The organism is Corallococcus sp. CA047B (assembly GCF_003612065.1).
Taxonomy (GTDB): Bacteria; Myxococcota; Myxococcia; order Myxococcales; family Myxococcaceae; genus Corallococcus; species Corallococcus praedator.
The window spans coordinates 1-15369 of the sequence record NZ_RAWD01000240.1; the positions used below are offsets into that span (position 1 = coordinate 1).

Here is a 15369-nt window from a genome sequence, read left to right on the forward strand (position 1 = left end):
GGGGAGGGGTTCCCCAGTTCCACAACAAAACGGCGGTGGTGCTCGCCTTTCCGGCGTGAGGGGACGGGGTGGTGCATGGAGGAGCACTGCGCGGACGTGGACCCCAAGGTCACCGAGGAGCGCCTCGCGCTGCTGAGCGTGCTCCAGGAGCTCACCGTCGCGGCCCTCGACCTGCTGGATCCGAACAAGCCCGCCGACTCATTCCTGGACCGGGTCGCGGAGCGATTGGGGTGCATGGTCGCCCTCTGGCTCCAGACGGATGCGCAGGGCCGGGTCCGTCTTCAGGGCACGAGCGGACTCTCCACCGCATCCCGACAGCTCCCGATTCCGTGTCCCTCCGAGTCCCCCCTGGCGCGCGGGCCTGCCGAGCTGGAGCTGCCCTATCCGGAGCTGGCATCGCCGGGACTCGTGCGTTGGTCCGTTCCCATCACGGACTCCGGGCCGGGCGCGGGGCATGTCTCCAGCGCGCTGCTGCTGTACTTCGACCGCGAGCCGCATCTGCCGCGGCAGTACCGCGGCATGGTGGAGCGCCTTGGACGCGTCCTGCGCACCGCGCTCATCCACCGGCAGCTCTTCGCGCGAACCCTGGACAGCGAACGCGATCTCCACCAGCAGAAGACGCTGTTGGAGTCCCTGAGTGAAGCCTCCGTCGAGGGCATCCTGATCGCCTCTCCGGACGGGAGGATCCTCACCCACAACCGCCGCTTCGTGGAGATGTGGGGACTGGAGGAGGAGATCCAATCCGCGTCGAACGCGCTTTTGCTCCGTGCGATCTCGCGGCTCGTGGAGGAGCCCGCCAGATTCCTGGCGCGCGCAGCCTCCTTCTTCGAACACGTCCACACGTCGGGACACGACGAGCTTCGACTCAAGGATGGCCGGGTGTTCGACCAGTACAACGCCCCGGTGGTGAGCGCGGACGGTGTCTACTATGGGCGGGCCGTCTACTTCCGGGACATCACCGCCCGGCAGCGCACGGAGCGGGACCTCCAGCGCGAGCGTGACTTCAGCTCGGCGGTCCTCGACACGGCCCGCGCACTGGTGATCGTCCTGGATCCGGAAGGACGGATCGTTCGCTTCAACCGGGCGTGCCAGGAGATGACGGGCTACTCCTTCGAGGAGCTCCGCGGCGCGCATTTCTGGAAGCGGCTCCAGCCCCTGGAGGAAAGGGAGCGGGTCGAGGCGAACTACGCCGTGCTCGCGGCGGGCCAGGGGCACGAACAGTATGAGAGCCACTGGCTGACACGGGAGGGAGAGCTCCGCCTCATCTCCTGGTCCAGCAACGTCCTGCGCGGCGAGACGGGAGCGGTTGAGTACGTCATCGGCACCGGCATCGACATCACCGAGCAACGGCGGGCCGAGCAGGAGCGCGACCAGACCTTTCAGCGAGAGCAGCAGGCGCGTGCCCGGGCCGAGGAGCAGGAGGCGAGATCCGCGCTCCTGGCGGAAGCCTCCGGTCTGCTCGCTGGCGAGCTCGCTCCCGAGGACGCACTGCGCAGCGTGGCCGCGCTGACCGTCCAGCGCTTCGCCGACTGGTGCACGGTCGATCTCCTGGACGCGGACCAGTCCTTCCAGCGGATCACCGAGGCCCGCTCCGAAGCGCTCCGCGCCATGTCACCGGCGAGGGTCCTCTGCTCGCCACCCGACCTCAACGCGGCACATGGGCCCGGAAGGGTGCTCCGCCTCGGCGAGCCAGAGTTCTTCCCGGAGGGTTGCCCCTCCGCGGCACTGGGGTGCATGAAAGACAGCCAGGGGGAGGCGGGAGTTGTCGAGTTCGAATCCTGGATGTCGGTCCCGCTGCTCGCACGGGGCCATACGCTCGGCGCCATCACCCTGGCCCGCTCGGAGGCCGGCGGCCGCTACGGCCCGGCCGAGTTCGCCCTCGCACAGGAGCTGGGCCGCCGCGCGGCGATGGCCGTGGACAACGCCCGCCTGTATCAACAGGCCCAGATGGCGATTGGGCTTCGCGACGAGTTCCTCTCCATTGCCTCCCACGAGCTGAAGACCCCGGTCACGTCCCTCCAGTTGTCCGTGCAGGGCTTGATGCGCCTCACCCGGACGGGATCGCTCCGAACCGCGCCGGTGGAGACCGTGACCCACTCGCTCGAAGTCATCGAACGCCAGGCGAAGCGGATGGCGAAGCTCGTCAACACGCTGCTCGATGTCTCACGCATCCATGCCGGACGGCTGGACCTCGAACTCGAAGAGGTGGATCTCGCCGCGCTGGTCCGGGACATCGCGGCGCGCTTCGCCCCCGAGCTGGCCACCTCGGGAACCCGGCTCCTGGTTCACGCCGACACTCCCATGCCGGGCGTGTGGGACCGGTCGCGGCTCGATCAGATCGTCACCAACCTGCTCTCGAATGCCATCAAGTATGGGGAGGGCAGGCCCATTGAAATCCGGGTCGAGGGCGACGCCGTGACGGCCCGCCTGGAGGTGCGGGATCAGGGCATTGGAATCCCAGCGGAACGGCACGTGCGGATCTTCCGGGCCTTCGAGCGCGCGGTGTCGTCACGCCACTATGGAGGGCTGGGATTGGGCCTCCACATCGTGAACCAGCTCGTCGAACGGCTGGGCGGGTCGGTTCGGGTCGAAAGCGAGACGGGGCGTGGAGCCACCTTCACGGTGGAGCTTCCACGCCGCGGGCCCTCCGTGTCACCACCGGTACGGGAGGGCCTTCCCGACTCCGGGCTTCAATCGTGACGGGCGCCCGCGCCGCTCGTGGCGGGACTGGACTTCTGCCGCAGCGCCTGGGTACGGGCAATGAAGGCCCCCATGTGCACACCCGCCTGCTCGAATCGGATCGCGGCGCGCTCGAGCGCTTCGTCCAATGACGCGACCACCTCATGTTGATCCGTGGAAGGCCGGACGAAGCTGGTGACGGCCCTCGCGAGTCTCGCGGTGGCCGAGTTGATCACCACGAAGAATCCCTTGCAGTAATCGCGAGCCAGGTCGGCGGTCTGGGTTTGGTGCTCCGCCAGCATCATCCGCTGTGTATGGGTCAGCGGACGGGACCGGGAGAAATCAATCACCAGGACATAGGGCTCGCGCCTCTTGATGAGCTTGGAGAGGCTCTGGAGAATGCTTTCCATCTCCTTGTCCGTCGTGGTGTCGCTGCGTTGGACGACGACGAGCGGCCAGAGTGATTCGTCGAGGGTGTACATAGAGGAGATGTTTCAATCGGCAGGAGCAGGGCCAGCGCCCTGTATCCGGGAACGCGGTATCGCGTCAGCGGCTTCCGGTGAAACATACCGCACCCGGGTGCCACGGTGTATCACGCCCTGAAACAAGCAGGCGGCCGTGGCGAGGCGACATCAGGGTGGTTTTCCTGTGCGGGAGCCGGGCGACCGGCGCGGGCAGGCGGGGACGTATGATAATAGGAGACCCCATGTCCCACCTTCATCGTCGTTGCTTGCCCGCCGCGGCCTTGGCGTTGGCGGGGTTGCTGACGCTCGCCGGTTGCGAACCGGAGGCCCCCGGGCCTGACGTGGCGGTCCGTGGCGCGGCGTCCTCCCTGAGTGTCGGGCTGGGAGGGGATACCGCCTGCACCTGGGGAAGCCCGGACTGCAACCTGTGCAGCCCGGACGTGCCGCTGCGCTTCCAGCAACTGCGGGACCACGGCGAGGCGCTGGGCTTCCACCCCGGGCCGTTCAACCTCAAAGTGGCCTACCCGGGCAGCAACCACTGGCAAGGCATCCAGCGCCTGACGTTGGGCTCCGGCCGCTACCTCGTCGTGTCCAAGCGGGATGACGCGGCCTTGGGGAACGTGGGGCACCTGGTGCGGATGGAGAGCCGCAACGGGGAGGGGAGGCGCTTGCGCTCCAACCGGCTGGCGCTCTCCCCCCAGCAGCCCGAGGACACCGCGCCTCCGGTTGGGGACGTCGCGGTGGCGGCGCTGCCGGCACCAGGCGGCTACCGCCACGGCGGCGGCATGCAGGCGGTGGGCAACGTCCTCGCCCTGCCCCTGGAGGAAGGGCCGGGCCTGGGCCGCGTCGCGCTCTACGACTACAGCCAGGGCCTGAACCCGAGCCCCCACGCCTACATCCAGGGCCTCACCTCGAACGCGGGCACGGCATCGCTCACGAAGCTGTCGGACGGGCATTCCCTGCTGCTGCTCGGGCAGGCGGACGCGGAGGCGCTGGAGGTCTTCCGCTCCTCGGAAACCGACATCCGCTCCGCGAGCAATCAGTGGCAGCGCGTGGACTTCTGGGAGAAGGCGGAGCTGGGGCAGGGGGAGTGGGGCGCGTTCCAGAGCCTCAACTTCGTGACGGATTGCAATGACTCACAGCTCTACCTGGTGGGCACGCGGCTGGGCGGGTTGCGCTGGGGCGCGGTGAGCGACGACTACGCCCACCTGTACCGGGTGAAGCTCGACGGCCACATGCGCATCGAGCACGTCGCGTCCAAGCACCTGTACTGCAGCAACGACGGGTCGCGGCAGTGCAACCTGGACGCGGCCGCCGGCCTCTTCGTGGGGCCCGACCGCGGCCTCATCCTCTACGCCACCGAGCACGCGGATGACGGTCCTGCCTCGACGGTGAAGATGGTGGAGTTCCGCGGCGTCTGGGCGGACGCCTTCTGCTACGCCGATCTCCAGCGCGCCTACGTGGATTTCTACGACGACTCCGACTTCAGCGACCGGGGCGTCATCTTCGACTACGAGGACCAGGGATTGAAGAACTGGGCCCGCTTCGACGACGTGGACAAGTTCAACGACAAGGCCTCCTCGGTCCGCTGGTGCATCCCGCCGGGCCATCGCGTGCGGCTCTACAACGACTCCAATTACCGGGGCAGCTACAAGGACCTGGTGGGCGACGGCATGCTCCACGAGGTCAACCTGAACCAGTGGAGCTTCGGGGACAAGGTGTCCTCCGCGCGGTGGCTGGCCTACTGAGAGGCAAAGAGACCCGGCGTCGGCTACCGCGCCTCCGCCGCCTGCTTCAGCGCGGCGATGTCCAGCTTCACCATCTTCATCATCGCGCGGATGACGCGGTCCCGCTTCGCCTCGTCCGGGTCCTGCAACAGCTCCGGCATCAGCGTGGGGACGATCTGCCAGGACAGCCCGAAGCGATCCTGGAGCCAGCCACACTGCGCCGGCTTGCCCCCGTTCGCGATGAGCTTGTCCCACAGCCCATCCACCTCTGCCTGCGTCTCGCAGCTCACGCTCAGCGAAATGGCCTCCGTGTAGGGGGAGTGCGGTCCGCCGTTGAGCGCGAGGAACTGCTGGCCCGCGAGCTGGAACTCGATGGTCAGCACCGAGCCCTTGGGGCCGGGCCCTGCCTCCGTGTGACGGGCGACCCGCAGGACCTTCGAGTCCTTGAAGATGGACGTGTAGAAACCCACCATCTCCTCCGCGTTGTTGTTGCACCACAGGCAGGTGACGATCTTTTGGGGAACGGACATGGGAACTCCTCCTTGGGCTACGGTGGACGCCGCGCCGGCGGGAGGCAGTAGCACGCAGCCAGCCCGCCCCCTGTCCCTCCAGTCGTGCGAGCCCAGGCTTGTGTTCAGGGGGCGCCAGCGGCCCTCATCGGCCCCTCGGCGCCGCTGGGGCCGGGCCGAACCCCCGGACGCTTCAGGAAGGCGCCCGGTGTGAGCCCGACGAGCTCCCGGAAGTCCGCGATGAGGTGCGCCTGGTCGTAATAGCCCGCGTCCGCGGCAATGCGTCCCCACTCCTTCGAGGTCGCCGCCATCCGCACGGCACGCTGCAGGCGAACGGTCCGCGCGAAATCCTTCGGCCCGATGCCGACGTTCTCCGCGAAGGCGCGGCGAAGATGCCGCGACGTGACACCCAGCTGCTTCGCCACGCTCTCCACCTGAACCTCGTCGCCTTCGAGCAAGCGAACCGCGCGGCGAGCGAGCCGTGCCGATGCCGGTTCGAATGTCGGGTGGATCCGCAGGGCGAGCGCATGGGCGAGCCGGTCCATCACCTCTGGCAGTCTTCGCGCCGCGAGGAGCTCAAGGCAGAGGTCGCCGCCCGAGCGGCCCCAGAGGTCTTCTAGCGGGACGATCTGGTCCGTCAGCGTGTTCGCCGCCACGCCCAGCAGCGGCGACGACCAGCCCGGCTTGAACTGAACGATGACCGCCCGCGCGACGCCGGGTGTGTTCTTGAACAGCGCCCGCGTTCGCGGACCCGCGACGCACACATCCCCTCTCCGGCCCTCCTCGAGCACTCGAAAGACAAGCGTCGTTCTTCCGTCGGGCAGCCGTTCGTGACGTGTGTGTCCAGCGACCGGAACGATCGCGCGAACGTCTTCGACGAAGCGGGAGAGCGAGAACGTCAAGGCGGCGGAGTCCATCGTGAGCGGCACTCTCACGCGTCCACCGTGGCCGTTCAAGCCGGCACGGAAGGAACGATGAAATGTCCGGTCCTTCCAATCAGAGGGCCGCGGTGGGCGGTAACAAAGGGGTGGAGGTAACGCATGGGCAGTCGTGCTGGCCGCGCGCCGAGCCCACGAAAGGAAATCCGCGTCATGAGCCAACCGACTTCCGCAGCCCGCATCCCCGGCGCCCCCACGCCCGTCTTCTCCATCAGTCCCGTCGTGCTGCCAGCGCCCGGCCGCGCCGTCGAGCTCCAGGTGCGAGTCTCCGCGCCCGTGACTGGAAGCGAGCTGCCCATCCTGCTGCTCTCGCACGGCCACGGCCGCTCCAACCACCTCTCCTCGTTGAACGGCTACGCCCCACTCGCCCACTTCCTGGCGGCGCACGGCTTCGTCGTGATCCAGCCCACCCATCTCGACTCCAAGACGCTCACCCTCGGCCCCGGTGACCCCGACGCGCCGCTGTACTGGCGAGCACGGGCCGAGGACATGAAGCGCATCCTCGACCAGCTCGACGCCATCGAGCGCGCCGTCCCTGGCATCGCCGGCCGCCTGGACCGGAGCAGGGTGGCCGTCCTCGGGCACTCGATGGGCGGGCACACCGCGAGCCTGCTGCTCGGCGCGCGGCACAAGGATCTCCAGGACGGAACGGAAGTGAACCTCTCCGAGCCTCGGATCAAGGCGGGCGTGCTGCTCGCCGCGCCCGGCAGAGGCGATGCCCTCAGCAAGTTCGCGGCCGACAACTACGCCTTCTTCTCGACCATCGACTTCTCCAGGATGACGACGCCCGCGCTCGTGGTTGCTGGCGACAAGGACGACTCACCCCACCTGACGGTCGCGGGCGCTGACTGGCACGCCGATCCCTACTTCCTCTCCCCAGGCCCCAAGTCCCTGGTCACCCTGTTCGACGCAGGGCACGGGCTGGGCGGAGTCTCGGGATATGACGTCGCCGAGACCACGGATGAGAACCCCGAGCGAGTCGCTGCCGTCCAGCTTCTCACCTGGGCGTACCTCCGCACCGCGCTCCATCCCGGAGACTCCGCCTGGCAGCAGGCGCAAGACGCGCTGACGGGCGCGGGCAGCCCGCTCGGGCGGGTCGAATCCAAGTAGGCGGCGGAGGCCATCCGCTTCGCCGCCCCAGCATGCTTCCCCCTCCGGCCTTACTTCTTCGGGGGCGCCTCCACCCCCGAGAAGACCAGCACCTGTTCCGGGAGCCGGGCGCCGCGGATCTCGACCGCTGAGACGGCGCTCTTCAGCTCAGCGAGTTCGGTTGCCGTGAAGCGCACCTCCGCCGCCCCGATGTTCTCAAGCATGTGTGCCATCTGGGTCGTCCCCGGGATGGGGACGACCCAGGGCTTCTGCGCCATCAGCCAGGCCAGGGCAATCTGGGCGGGCGTGGCACGCTTCCGCTCCGCCCAGCGCTTGAGCAATTCGATGAGGGCCAGGTTGTGCGGCAGGTTTTCGGGAGCGAAGCGGGACTCGATGCCGCGAATGTCTCCTGGAGCGAAGCGCGTCTTCGCGTCGATGGCCCCCGTGAGGAACCCCACGCCGAGCGGGCTCCATGGCACGAAGCCGATGCCCAGCTCCTGGCAGAGCGGGAGGATGACCGCTTCGGGGCCACGCCACAGCATCGAGTACTCGTTCTGGACGGCGCTCACGGGCAGCGCGGCATGAGCGCGGCGCAGCGTCTTCGGCCCCATCTCGGACAGGCCCCAGTGCAGGACCTTGCCCTGGGCCATCAGGTCCTTGACCGCCCCGGCGACGTCCTCGATCGGGACCGCCGGATCGACCCGATGTTGATAGAGGAGGTCGATACGGTCGGTGCGGAGGCGCTTGAGCATGCCCTCGACGGCCAACTTGATGTGGTCCGGGCGGCTGTTGAGGCCCGGGCGGCGCTCGCCCGTTTCAAGGTCGATGTTCCAGCCGAACTTGGAGGCGATGACGACCTTGTCTCGGAACGGGGCGACGCCCTCGCCGAGGATGCGCTCGACCTCATGAGGACCGTACGCCTCGGCTGCATCGAAGAAGGTGACGCCCCGGTCGAAGGCGGTCCGGATGATGTTGTGCATCTCGGGCCGGCTCGGAACCGTGGTCGGGTAGGTGCGGCTCATGTTCTGGACGCCGAGCCCGACGCTGGAGACCTCCAGCGAGCCCAGTTTTCGTCGTCCGAGCGCATTGGGTGCAGGCTGCCTGCCAGGCGCTGCTGGCTTCGTGGAGGCCTGTTCGGCCGCACCACCCAGGAGTGGCGTGGCGGCAAGGGCTCCCGCCGACAGCAGCAAGGTGCGGCGTCCCATCTTGTTCTTGCGTTCTGATTCCATGCGTTACGCCTCGGGGATCGCGACGCCGTAGTTGGCGAGGGTGATGCTGTCGGGGGCCGGTCCGCCGCGGACCTCGGTATCGAGCGCGTCGATCGCGGCCACCTGCTCGCGCGTGAGCTCGAAGTCGAAGACGTCGAAGTTCTCGTGGATGCGGGCGGGCTTGACCGACTTCGGGATCGCCGAGAGTCCCTTCTGCAGATGCCAGCGGAGCATCACCTGGGCCGCCGACTTGCCGTACTGGCGCGCGATCCCGAGCAGCGTCGGATCGTCGAACGGGGTCTTCTCGCGGCCCCCATAGGCGATGACGCCGCCGATGGGTGACCAGGCCTGGGTCGCGATCCCGTGCTTCTCATGCACGCGCTGCAGCGCCGTCTGCTGGAAGTACGGATGCACTTCGATCTGATTCACGGCGGGCACGACGGACGCCGCGCTCAACAGGCGGTCGAGGTGCTCGGGCATGAAATTGCTCACACCGATCGCGCGCACCCTGCCGTCCGCGAGCAGCTTCTCAAGCGCCCGCCACGCTTCGAGGGTGCGGTCGAATGCCGACGACAGTGGCTGATGCAGGAGCAGGAGGTCGAGCCGCTCGACGCCGAGCTTGCGGGCGCTCTTGTCGAACGCGTGCAACGTTGCTTCGTAGCCGTAGTCGCTGATCCAGACCTTCGTCTCGATGAACACCTCGTCGCGGGCGATGCCGGAGCGACGGATGCCTTCACCGACCTCGCGCTCGTTGAAGTACGCGGCGGCGGTGTCGATCAGCAGGTAGCCGGTCCTGATGGCTGCCTCGACGGCACCCACGGTTTCGGCCGGCGGGCTCTGGAAGACGCCGAGCCCGAGGGCCGGCATCCGTACGCCGTTGTTGAGGGTGATGGAGGGGTTCTTCGTGCTCATGGTCCTGCCTTCCCTGCGCGTCCGTTGCGCGGTTGGCGGCAGGCCTCGACTCAAGGCGCCGCACCGATGCGAAGAACGTACCCAGGCGGACTGCACGGAACTACGTAGCGGGAGGGCAAAGGGCTTTAAAGCCGCGGTTGAAAATGCCCCTGCCAGGGTAGGACTACGCCTTGCGTACCGGGTAGCGCAGGTGTGTCACGCCGACGCCCGGAATCACCGTCGGGTTGCCAAGGACGGCTGGCGTGCCGGCGAGGTGGTCAAAGAGTCGAACTCCGGAGCCAAGAAGAACCGCCGCGATGTCGATGTGGAGCTCGTCGAGGAGACCCGCATTCAGGCACTGCTGGATGGTGTCAGCGCCGTGGACCCCAACGGACTTGCCGGCGGCGGCGGCCTTGGCCTGGTTCACGGCGCTTTCGATGCCGTCGGTCACGAATTGGACGGTCGAGTCGGGTCGCGGCCATCCGGCGGGGATGTGGTGGGTCAGGACGAATGCGGGTCCCCAAGCATGATTCCCGCCCCAGCCGTCGGCGACCTCGAAAGTGCGTCGACCGGTGAGCACGGCACCCAGCTCCGACCAGAGACCGCGAAGGTGTTCAGCGCTTGGACCGGACACCTTGAACGTCATGGGGTCCGACCCTCCGGTGTGGAACTCGACGTCCCCCGAGGCGAAGTACCAGTCGAACACTTCGGCCACGCCATCGTTGGGGTCGGCGACGTAGCCGTCGAGCGACATGGACATGATTGCGACGACCTTCGACATGGCGCTGTTCCTTTCGAGGGGGAGACTGCGTTCACAGGTCAGGCGTCCGCTGCGCTCGCGACGTCGGTGAGCGCCCCGACGAGGGTCTCCAGCTCCCATTCGATGGCGAACGCGGCGGCCTGCATCCGCGCGGGGGGCTTCGAGGGGCTGGCGAGCAGTCCCCGGGCGCGGCGGAGGGCGGCCGCGAGCCCCTTCGCATCGAGGAAGAGGAGCGTCCCCATGAGCCCCTGGCACAAGCGCTCGTAGTCTTCACGTGCGCCGACCGTGAGCGCCGCCATGAGCGCCGGACGGGCCTGCTCCAGCTCCTGGAGGGTCAGGCGGGCCAGCGCCGCGCGCGCCTGGGGGTCTCCCGCGGCTCGCTGCCCGAGCTTCGCGAAGCTGAAGTCCGGCGTCATGGCCAGCGGGTCGTCGGCGGACCCGGTGGGCACGGGGGGCTCGGGTTGTCGGGGGACCGGTGCCGGCGTGCGCGCGGGCCCCTCTGGAAGCTCGCGCGAGGTGCACCGCGCCATCTTCTGGAACAGGACGTCCGCGTCGAAGGGCTTGCCGATGAAGTCGGTGAAGCCGGAGGCCAGGATGCGGCTCTCCTGCCAGGCCCGCGCGGAGGCGGAAATGGCGATGACAGGCAGCTTGCGCAGCCGCTCGTCCGGGGACTGCCGGAGGACCTTCAGTGCATCGAAGCCACCCAGCTCCGGCATGTGCAGGTCCATCAGCACGAGCTCGTAGTCGGCTTCGCGCAGTCGCTCCACCGCCTGCTGCCCGTTCTTGACGGCGTCGAACACGACGCCCCAGTGCTCGAACCAGCGGGCGAGCACGTAGGTGTTGACCTCGCTGTCCTCGACCACGAGCACCCGCAGGCCCCGGAGCACCTGCGTGGGCGACGCGCGGACAGGCGCCGTGTCGGGGATGCCCGCGCAGGCCTTCAGGCGCAGGTCGAAGGAGAAGCAGGTTCCCTTTCCGAGCTCGCTCGCGACGACCATCTTGCTGCCATGCAGCTCCAGCAGCTTGCGGCTGATGGAGAGGCCCAGGCCCGTGCCTCCGTACTTCATCCCGATGTCGTAGTTCGCCTGGGCGTACTCCTCGAAGATGGCGGAGACGCGGTCCGGGGAGATTCCAATCCCCGTGTCGTTCACCTGGAAGGCCAGGTCGCACGCATCGCCGTCGCGGGCCCGGACGACGACGGAGACCGTGACGCTGCCCTTCTCCGTGAACTTGAGGGCGTTGCTCACGAGGTTCGTGAGGATCTGCCCGATCTTGACCGGATCCCCCAGGAGACAGGAGGGAAGCCGCGCGTCGAGTTCCACCTGGAGCCGGAGCTTCTTCTCCTCGGCCCGGGCGGCCTGGCCATTCACGATGCCGCTGATCAGCTCGCGGGGATCGAATTGACGCTGCTCCAGCGAGAGCTTGCCGGCCTCGATCTTGCTCCAATCGAGGATGTCGTTGACCATCGCGAGCAGGTTGCCGGAGGACGCGCCGAGGATGCGCAGGTACTTCTCCTGCTTGTCCGTCAGCGTCGTCATCCCCATCAGCCGGGTGGCGGCGGTGATGGCGTTGAGGGGGTTGCGGATCTCATGGCTGAGGGTCGCCAGGAGGCCCGCCTTCGCCTGGGCGAGCTGCTCCGCCTTCCGGCGGGCCTGCAGCAGCTCGCGCTCGTAGCGCTTGCGGTCCGTCATGTTGAAGACGGTGGTCCGGACGGAGCGGGGCGCGCCCAGCGCATCCCGCGTCTGCACGGAGTTGATCAGCACCGGGAGCGGGGGGCCCTTGGCGCAGACCAGCTCCAGGGAGAGTTCGTGGACGAACCCCTGCATCTGGAGGAGCGGCGCGTAGTGCGTCTCATGGAAGATGCGGCCCGGGACCGTGAGCAGCTCGGAGAACCGCTTGCGCCCGATCAGGGCTTCTCTTGAGTGGCCGGTCCAGGTCAGGAAGGTCTGGTTGACCTTGACGATGCGCCCCTCGGGGGTCGTCGAAAGGTAGCCGCACGGCGCGTGCTCATAGAGATCCTCCGCCGACTCCTCGAACGGCGACGCTCCGGCTCCGATGTCCTCCGCGTCATCCGGCATCGTCGCGCTCAGGCGCCCAGATACGCTTTCATGGCGGCGACGGTTTCCCCGGGAGCGCTCAGGTTCGGGCAGTGACCGGTCGCCTTCAGGAGGACCAACTCGGCGGCGGGCAGGTGCCGGCACACGTACTCGCCCACGACCTCCGACGCGATGACGTCATGGGAACACTGGAGGACCAGGGACGGCGTCTTGACCTTGGGCAGGTCGGCCCGGTGGTCCGACAGGAAGGTGACGTGCGCGAAGTGCTTCGCGATCTCCGGATGCGTCCGGCAGAAGCTGTTGGTGAGCTCCTCGCCGAGTTCGGCCCGGTCCGGATTGCCCATGATGACGGGCGCCATCGTGCTGGACCAGCCCAGGTAGTTGTCGTCGAGCGACTCCAGCAACTGCTCGATGTCCTCGCGCGAGAAGCCGCCAACGTACCCCTCGTCGTTGATGTAGCAGGGCGACGGACCGACGAGCACGAGCTTGTCGAAGCGCTCCGGCTCCTGGATGGCCGCCAGCACCCCGACCATCGCGCTCACGGAGTGACCGACGAAGATGACCTTTTCGAGGCCCAGCTCTCGGCAGAGCTCCAGGACGTCGTCGGCGTAGCCCGCCAGCGTCCCGTACTTCGTGCGGTCATAGGCGGCGATGTCCGAACCGCCGGCCCCCACGTGGTCAAAGAGGACGGTGCGGTAGTCCCGTTCGAACTCGGGCGCGACGAACCGCCACATGTTCTGGTCGCAGCCGAAGCCGTGGGAGAAGACCATGGGCTGGCCGCCCTGACCCTTCACCTTGACGTTGTTCCGAGCAAGCACACCCATGCGCGCCTCCAGCAGTGAAGTGAAGTCCCACGTTCACTCCTGGGAGTACGGCCCCCGGCAGCAATCGCGTCTCCGCGGAAGTGACCGCGGGCCTGACTTCATTGTCCACTGCCCGGATTTCTGGCTCGTGTCCGGTTTATTTGGAGGGTGTGGCCGCGCGGATTGAAGTGACCGCGGAAATCATCAGGAACAGCGGTCAGCGAGGGGCTTCAGGGAGCGCTCGCCCGCTGCGGCGGCGAGCCGCTCGAGCCTCACCCCTTCAGGAACGTGCCGTGAAAGCCCAGCGGCAGCGCACGCGGCAGCGTGGCGAGCGCCACGGGCCCATCGTCCAGGTGCTCCGCGTCGAAGGCCGCCAGGCGCGTGTGACCGCGCGTGCAGTCCAGCGACGTGCCCAGCAGCCAGCCCTGGCCCTCCCGGGGCCCCGACGGAACGAAGAGGTGCTCCTCGGCGATGATGCCCGGGCCGTAGTCGAAGCGCTGCACCCGGCCGCGCTCGACGTCGATGCGCGCGATGACGCCGCCGTGCGGCAGCGCGGTGTCCTCGCTCTCGAGCACGACGAAGTGCGCGCTCCCGCGTCGGCCTGGGACGCGGGCGTCCACGACCGGGAACTCCGCGCCGTGGGGGCCGCGGAGGATGCGCCCCTCACCCGCGCCCAGGGGAATCTCCAGCTGTGCCAGCCGCGCCGGGGAGAGACCCTTCACCCGGCCCTGGATGTCCTGGTCCACCGTCAGGTGCATGAAGTGCGAGTCCTCGTACCAGCAGGCATACGCGCGCAGCCGGTCTCCGTCCTCCCACGCGTGGCCAAAGTGGAAGACGAAGCCTGCGGGCAGCTCGCGCCGCACCACGCGCGTCAGGTCGGCCTTGTCCACCACGAGCACCGTGGTGCCCAGCGCCGGCTGCCATGCCTCCTTGTCGAACCACGTCACGCCGCGCGCTTCGTCCCACAGCAGTGGCGCCAGCACCACGATGAGGTGACGCTCCGTCTGCGCGAAGGCGTGCGCGTAGCCGGGCATGGGCATGGGCAGGGACGCGGACTGAAGCATCCGTCCGTCGGCGCTGAAGTGGTACAGCAGCATCAGGCCCGTTTCGCCCGCGTACGGCGCGAGGCCGAAGTTCCAGGAGCTGCCGTCGCGTTCGGGCAACGGGTGCGCGGAGAAGGGCACACCGGTCAGCTCCGGGGACCAGTCCTTCGTGCCGCGCGTCTCCAGCGTCGCGGGGTCCAGCCGGTAGGCGGAGCCCCCTTCCCAGAGCGCGAGCAGCTCGCCGCCCACCATGAGCACCGACGTGTTGGAGGTGTTGTAGCCATCGTTGCCGCGTGCGGGCAGCTCGGCGGTGCCCAGCGCGTAGTGGCCCAGTCGCTCCTCGTTCTGGAATTTGTAGGTCGACACGAAACGCCCCTGGTGCGTGACGCCGCGCGATGAGACGCGGAACGCCTGCACCATGCCGTCGCCGTCGAACCAGTGGCGCACGCGCTGGCCCGCGCGCTCCAGCCGGGCGGGGCCATTGCGGTACAGCGTGCCGTGCAGCGCGTCCGGGAAGCGACCGGCCACGCGCGCCTCCACGGGCGCCAGCGCGTCTGTCGTCACGGAGCGCCAGCCCAGAGCCCAGTCGGGGGCCGCGGGCGGCGCGGCGGCGGGACGCAGGCCCGAGGCGCAGCCGGTGAGCAGCGCGGCGCCCATCCCCTGCAACAGTGTGCGGCGGTCCATGGCGCGAACCCTCAGAACACCGTCAGGGTGAGCGTCGTGCCGTCGGCGCTCAGCGTGAACTTCGCCTCGTCGAACTTGGGCTTTCCGCGAGCGCCCACGTTGTTGCTGAAGCCGTAGTCCTCCTTGGGGATGCCGATGAAGTTGGTGTCGAGCTTCGTGTTGTCATTGGCGTCGTGGAACAGGCTCACGGCGTAGGTTCCCGGCGCGAGGTCCGGAATGGTGACGGTCAGCTTCGCGTCCGTCACCTCCACGCTGCGCACGGCCGCGGGCTTGCCCTTGTCGTTGAATGACGCCGCGTCGGCGTGCACGGCGATGAGGACGTGGCCCGTCTTCTTGCTCAGGCCCTGGATGTCCAGGGTGAGCGTCGCGGCGTGGGCGTTGGCGGCCAGCAACAGGGCCGCGGTGAACAGGCTCTTCATGGTGTGCCTCGGGGTGCGGCGGGTGGATGCGAGGCAATATGAAGGGCCGTGCCGGGCGGCACATGTGCCTGAAGTCACATGGGGGCGCTTTTCGGAGG

At 68.3% G+C, this 15369-nt stretch carries 13 protein-coding genes; 3 read left to right on the forward strand and 10 right to left on the reverse strand.

Going from position 1 to position 15369, the window contains the following annotated elements; translation table 11 throughout:
- Positions 1–75: 75 nt before the first annotated feature.
- Complete coding sequence (locus tag D7X74_RS29610; RefSeq protein ID WP_120536361.1) at positions 76–2700, forward strand: ATP-binding protein; 2625 nt, start codon at positions 76–78, stop codon at positions 2698–2700.
- On the opposite strand, the gene D7X74_RS29615 is transcribed toward D7X74_RS29610, so the two are convergent.
- The gene (locus tag D7X74_RS29615) at positions 2691–3161 is read right to left on the reverse strand and encodes a hypothetical protein (RefSeq protein WP_120536362.1); all 471 of its coding nucleotides are present in this window, start codon (positions 3159–3161) and stop codon (positions 2691–2693) included. The two genes, D7X74_RS29610 and D7X74_RS29615, sit on opposite strands and share 10 nt — an antisense overlap.
- Positions 3162–3385: 224 nt before the next feature.
- Between D7X74_RS29615 and D7X74_RS29620 the strand changes: the two genes are divergently transcribed.
- Entirely contained in the window at positions 3386–4891 is a 1506-nt protein-coding gene (locus D7X74_RS29620) for a hypothetical protein (protein ID WP_147446720.1), read from the forward strand.
- Positions 4892–4914: 23 nt separating this feature from the next.
- Here the strand turns inward: D7X74_RS29620 and D7X74_RS29625 are convergent, their stop codons facing one another.
- Positions 4915–5400, reverse strand: a complete 486-nt coding sequence (locus D7X74_RS29625) for a VOC family protein (RefSeq protein ID WP_120536364.1) — start codon at positions 5398–5400, stop codon at positions 4915–4917.
- A 104-nt stretch (positions 5401–5504) separates the two neighbouring features.
- A complete protein-coding gene (locus D7X74_RS29630) occupies positions 5505–6281 on the reverse strand; it encodes an AraC family transcriptional regulator (protein ID WP_233595847.1) in 777 nt (258 codons plus the stop codon).
- A gap of 189 nt (positions 6282–6470) precedes the next feature.
- On the opposite strand from D7X74_RS29630, the gene D7X74_RS29635 reads away from it, so the two are divergent.
- The gene (locus D7X74_RS29635) at positions 6471–7427 is read left to right on the forward strand and encodes an alpha/beta fold hydrolase (RefSeq protein WP_120536365.1); all 957 of its coding nucleotides are present in this window, start codon (positions 6471–6473) and stop codon (positions 7425–7427) included.
- 50 nt (positions 7428–7477) lie between these two features.
- Here D7X74_RS29635 and D7X74_RS29640 read toward each other — a convergent pair whose 3' ends face one another.
- The 7 genes from D7X74_RS29640 to D7X74_RS29670 all read right to left on the reverse strand — a co-directional run bounded on the left by D7X74_RS29640 (position 7478) and on the right by D7X74_RS29670 (position 15271).
- Positions 7478–8635, reverse strand: a complete 1158-nt coding sequence (locus tag D7X74_RS29640; RefSeq protein WP_120536366.1) for an aldo/keto reductase — start codon at positions 8633–8635, stop codon at positions 7478–7480.
- 3 nt (positions 8636–8638) lie between these two features.
- Positions 8639–9526, reverse strand: coding sequence for an aldo/keto reductase (locus D7X74_RS29645; protein ID WP_120536367.1), 888 nt, complete (start codon positions 9524–9526; stop codon positions 8639–8641).
- 163 nt (positions 9527–9689) lie between these two features.
- On the reverse strand, positions 9690–10286 hold the full coding sequence (locus D7X74_RS29650) for a dihydrofolate reductase family protein (protein WP_120536368.1): 597 nt from the start codon (positions 10284–10286) through the stop codon (positions 9690–9692).
- A 38-nt stretch (positions 10287–10324) separates the two neighbouring features.
- Positions 10325–12343: a PAS domain-containing hybrid sensor histidine kinase/response regulator gene (locus tag D7X74_RS29655; protein WP_120536369.1), complete on the reverse strand. Its 2019-nt coding sequence runs from the start codon at positions 12341–12343 to the stop codon at positions 10325–10327.
- A gap of 8 nt (positions 12344–12351) precedes the next feature.
- On the reverse strand, positions 12352–13146 hold the full coding sequence (locus D7X74_RS29660; protein ID WP_120536370.1) for an alpha/beta fold hydrolase: 795 nt from the start codon (positions 13144–13146) through the stop codon (positions 12352–12354).
- A 251-nt stretch (positions 13147–13397) separates the two neighbouring features.
- The gene (locus tag D7X74_RS29665) at positions 13398–14852 is read right to left on the reverse strand and encodes a carotenoid oxygenase family protein (protein ID WP_120536371.1); all 1455 of its coding nucleotides are present in this window, start codon (positions 14850–14852) and stop codon (positions 13398–13400) included.
- An 11-nt stretch (positions 14853–14863) separates the two neighbouring features.
- Positions 14864–15271: a DUF2141 domain-containing protein gene (locus D7X74_RS29670; RefSeq protein ID WP_120536372.1), complete on the reverse strand. Its 408-nt coding sequence runs from the start codon at positions 15269–15271 to the stop codon at positions 14864–14866.
- Positions 15272–15369 lie beyond the last annotated feature (98 nt).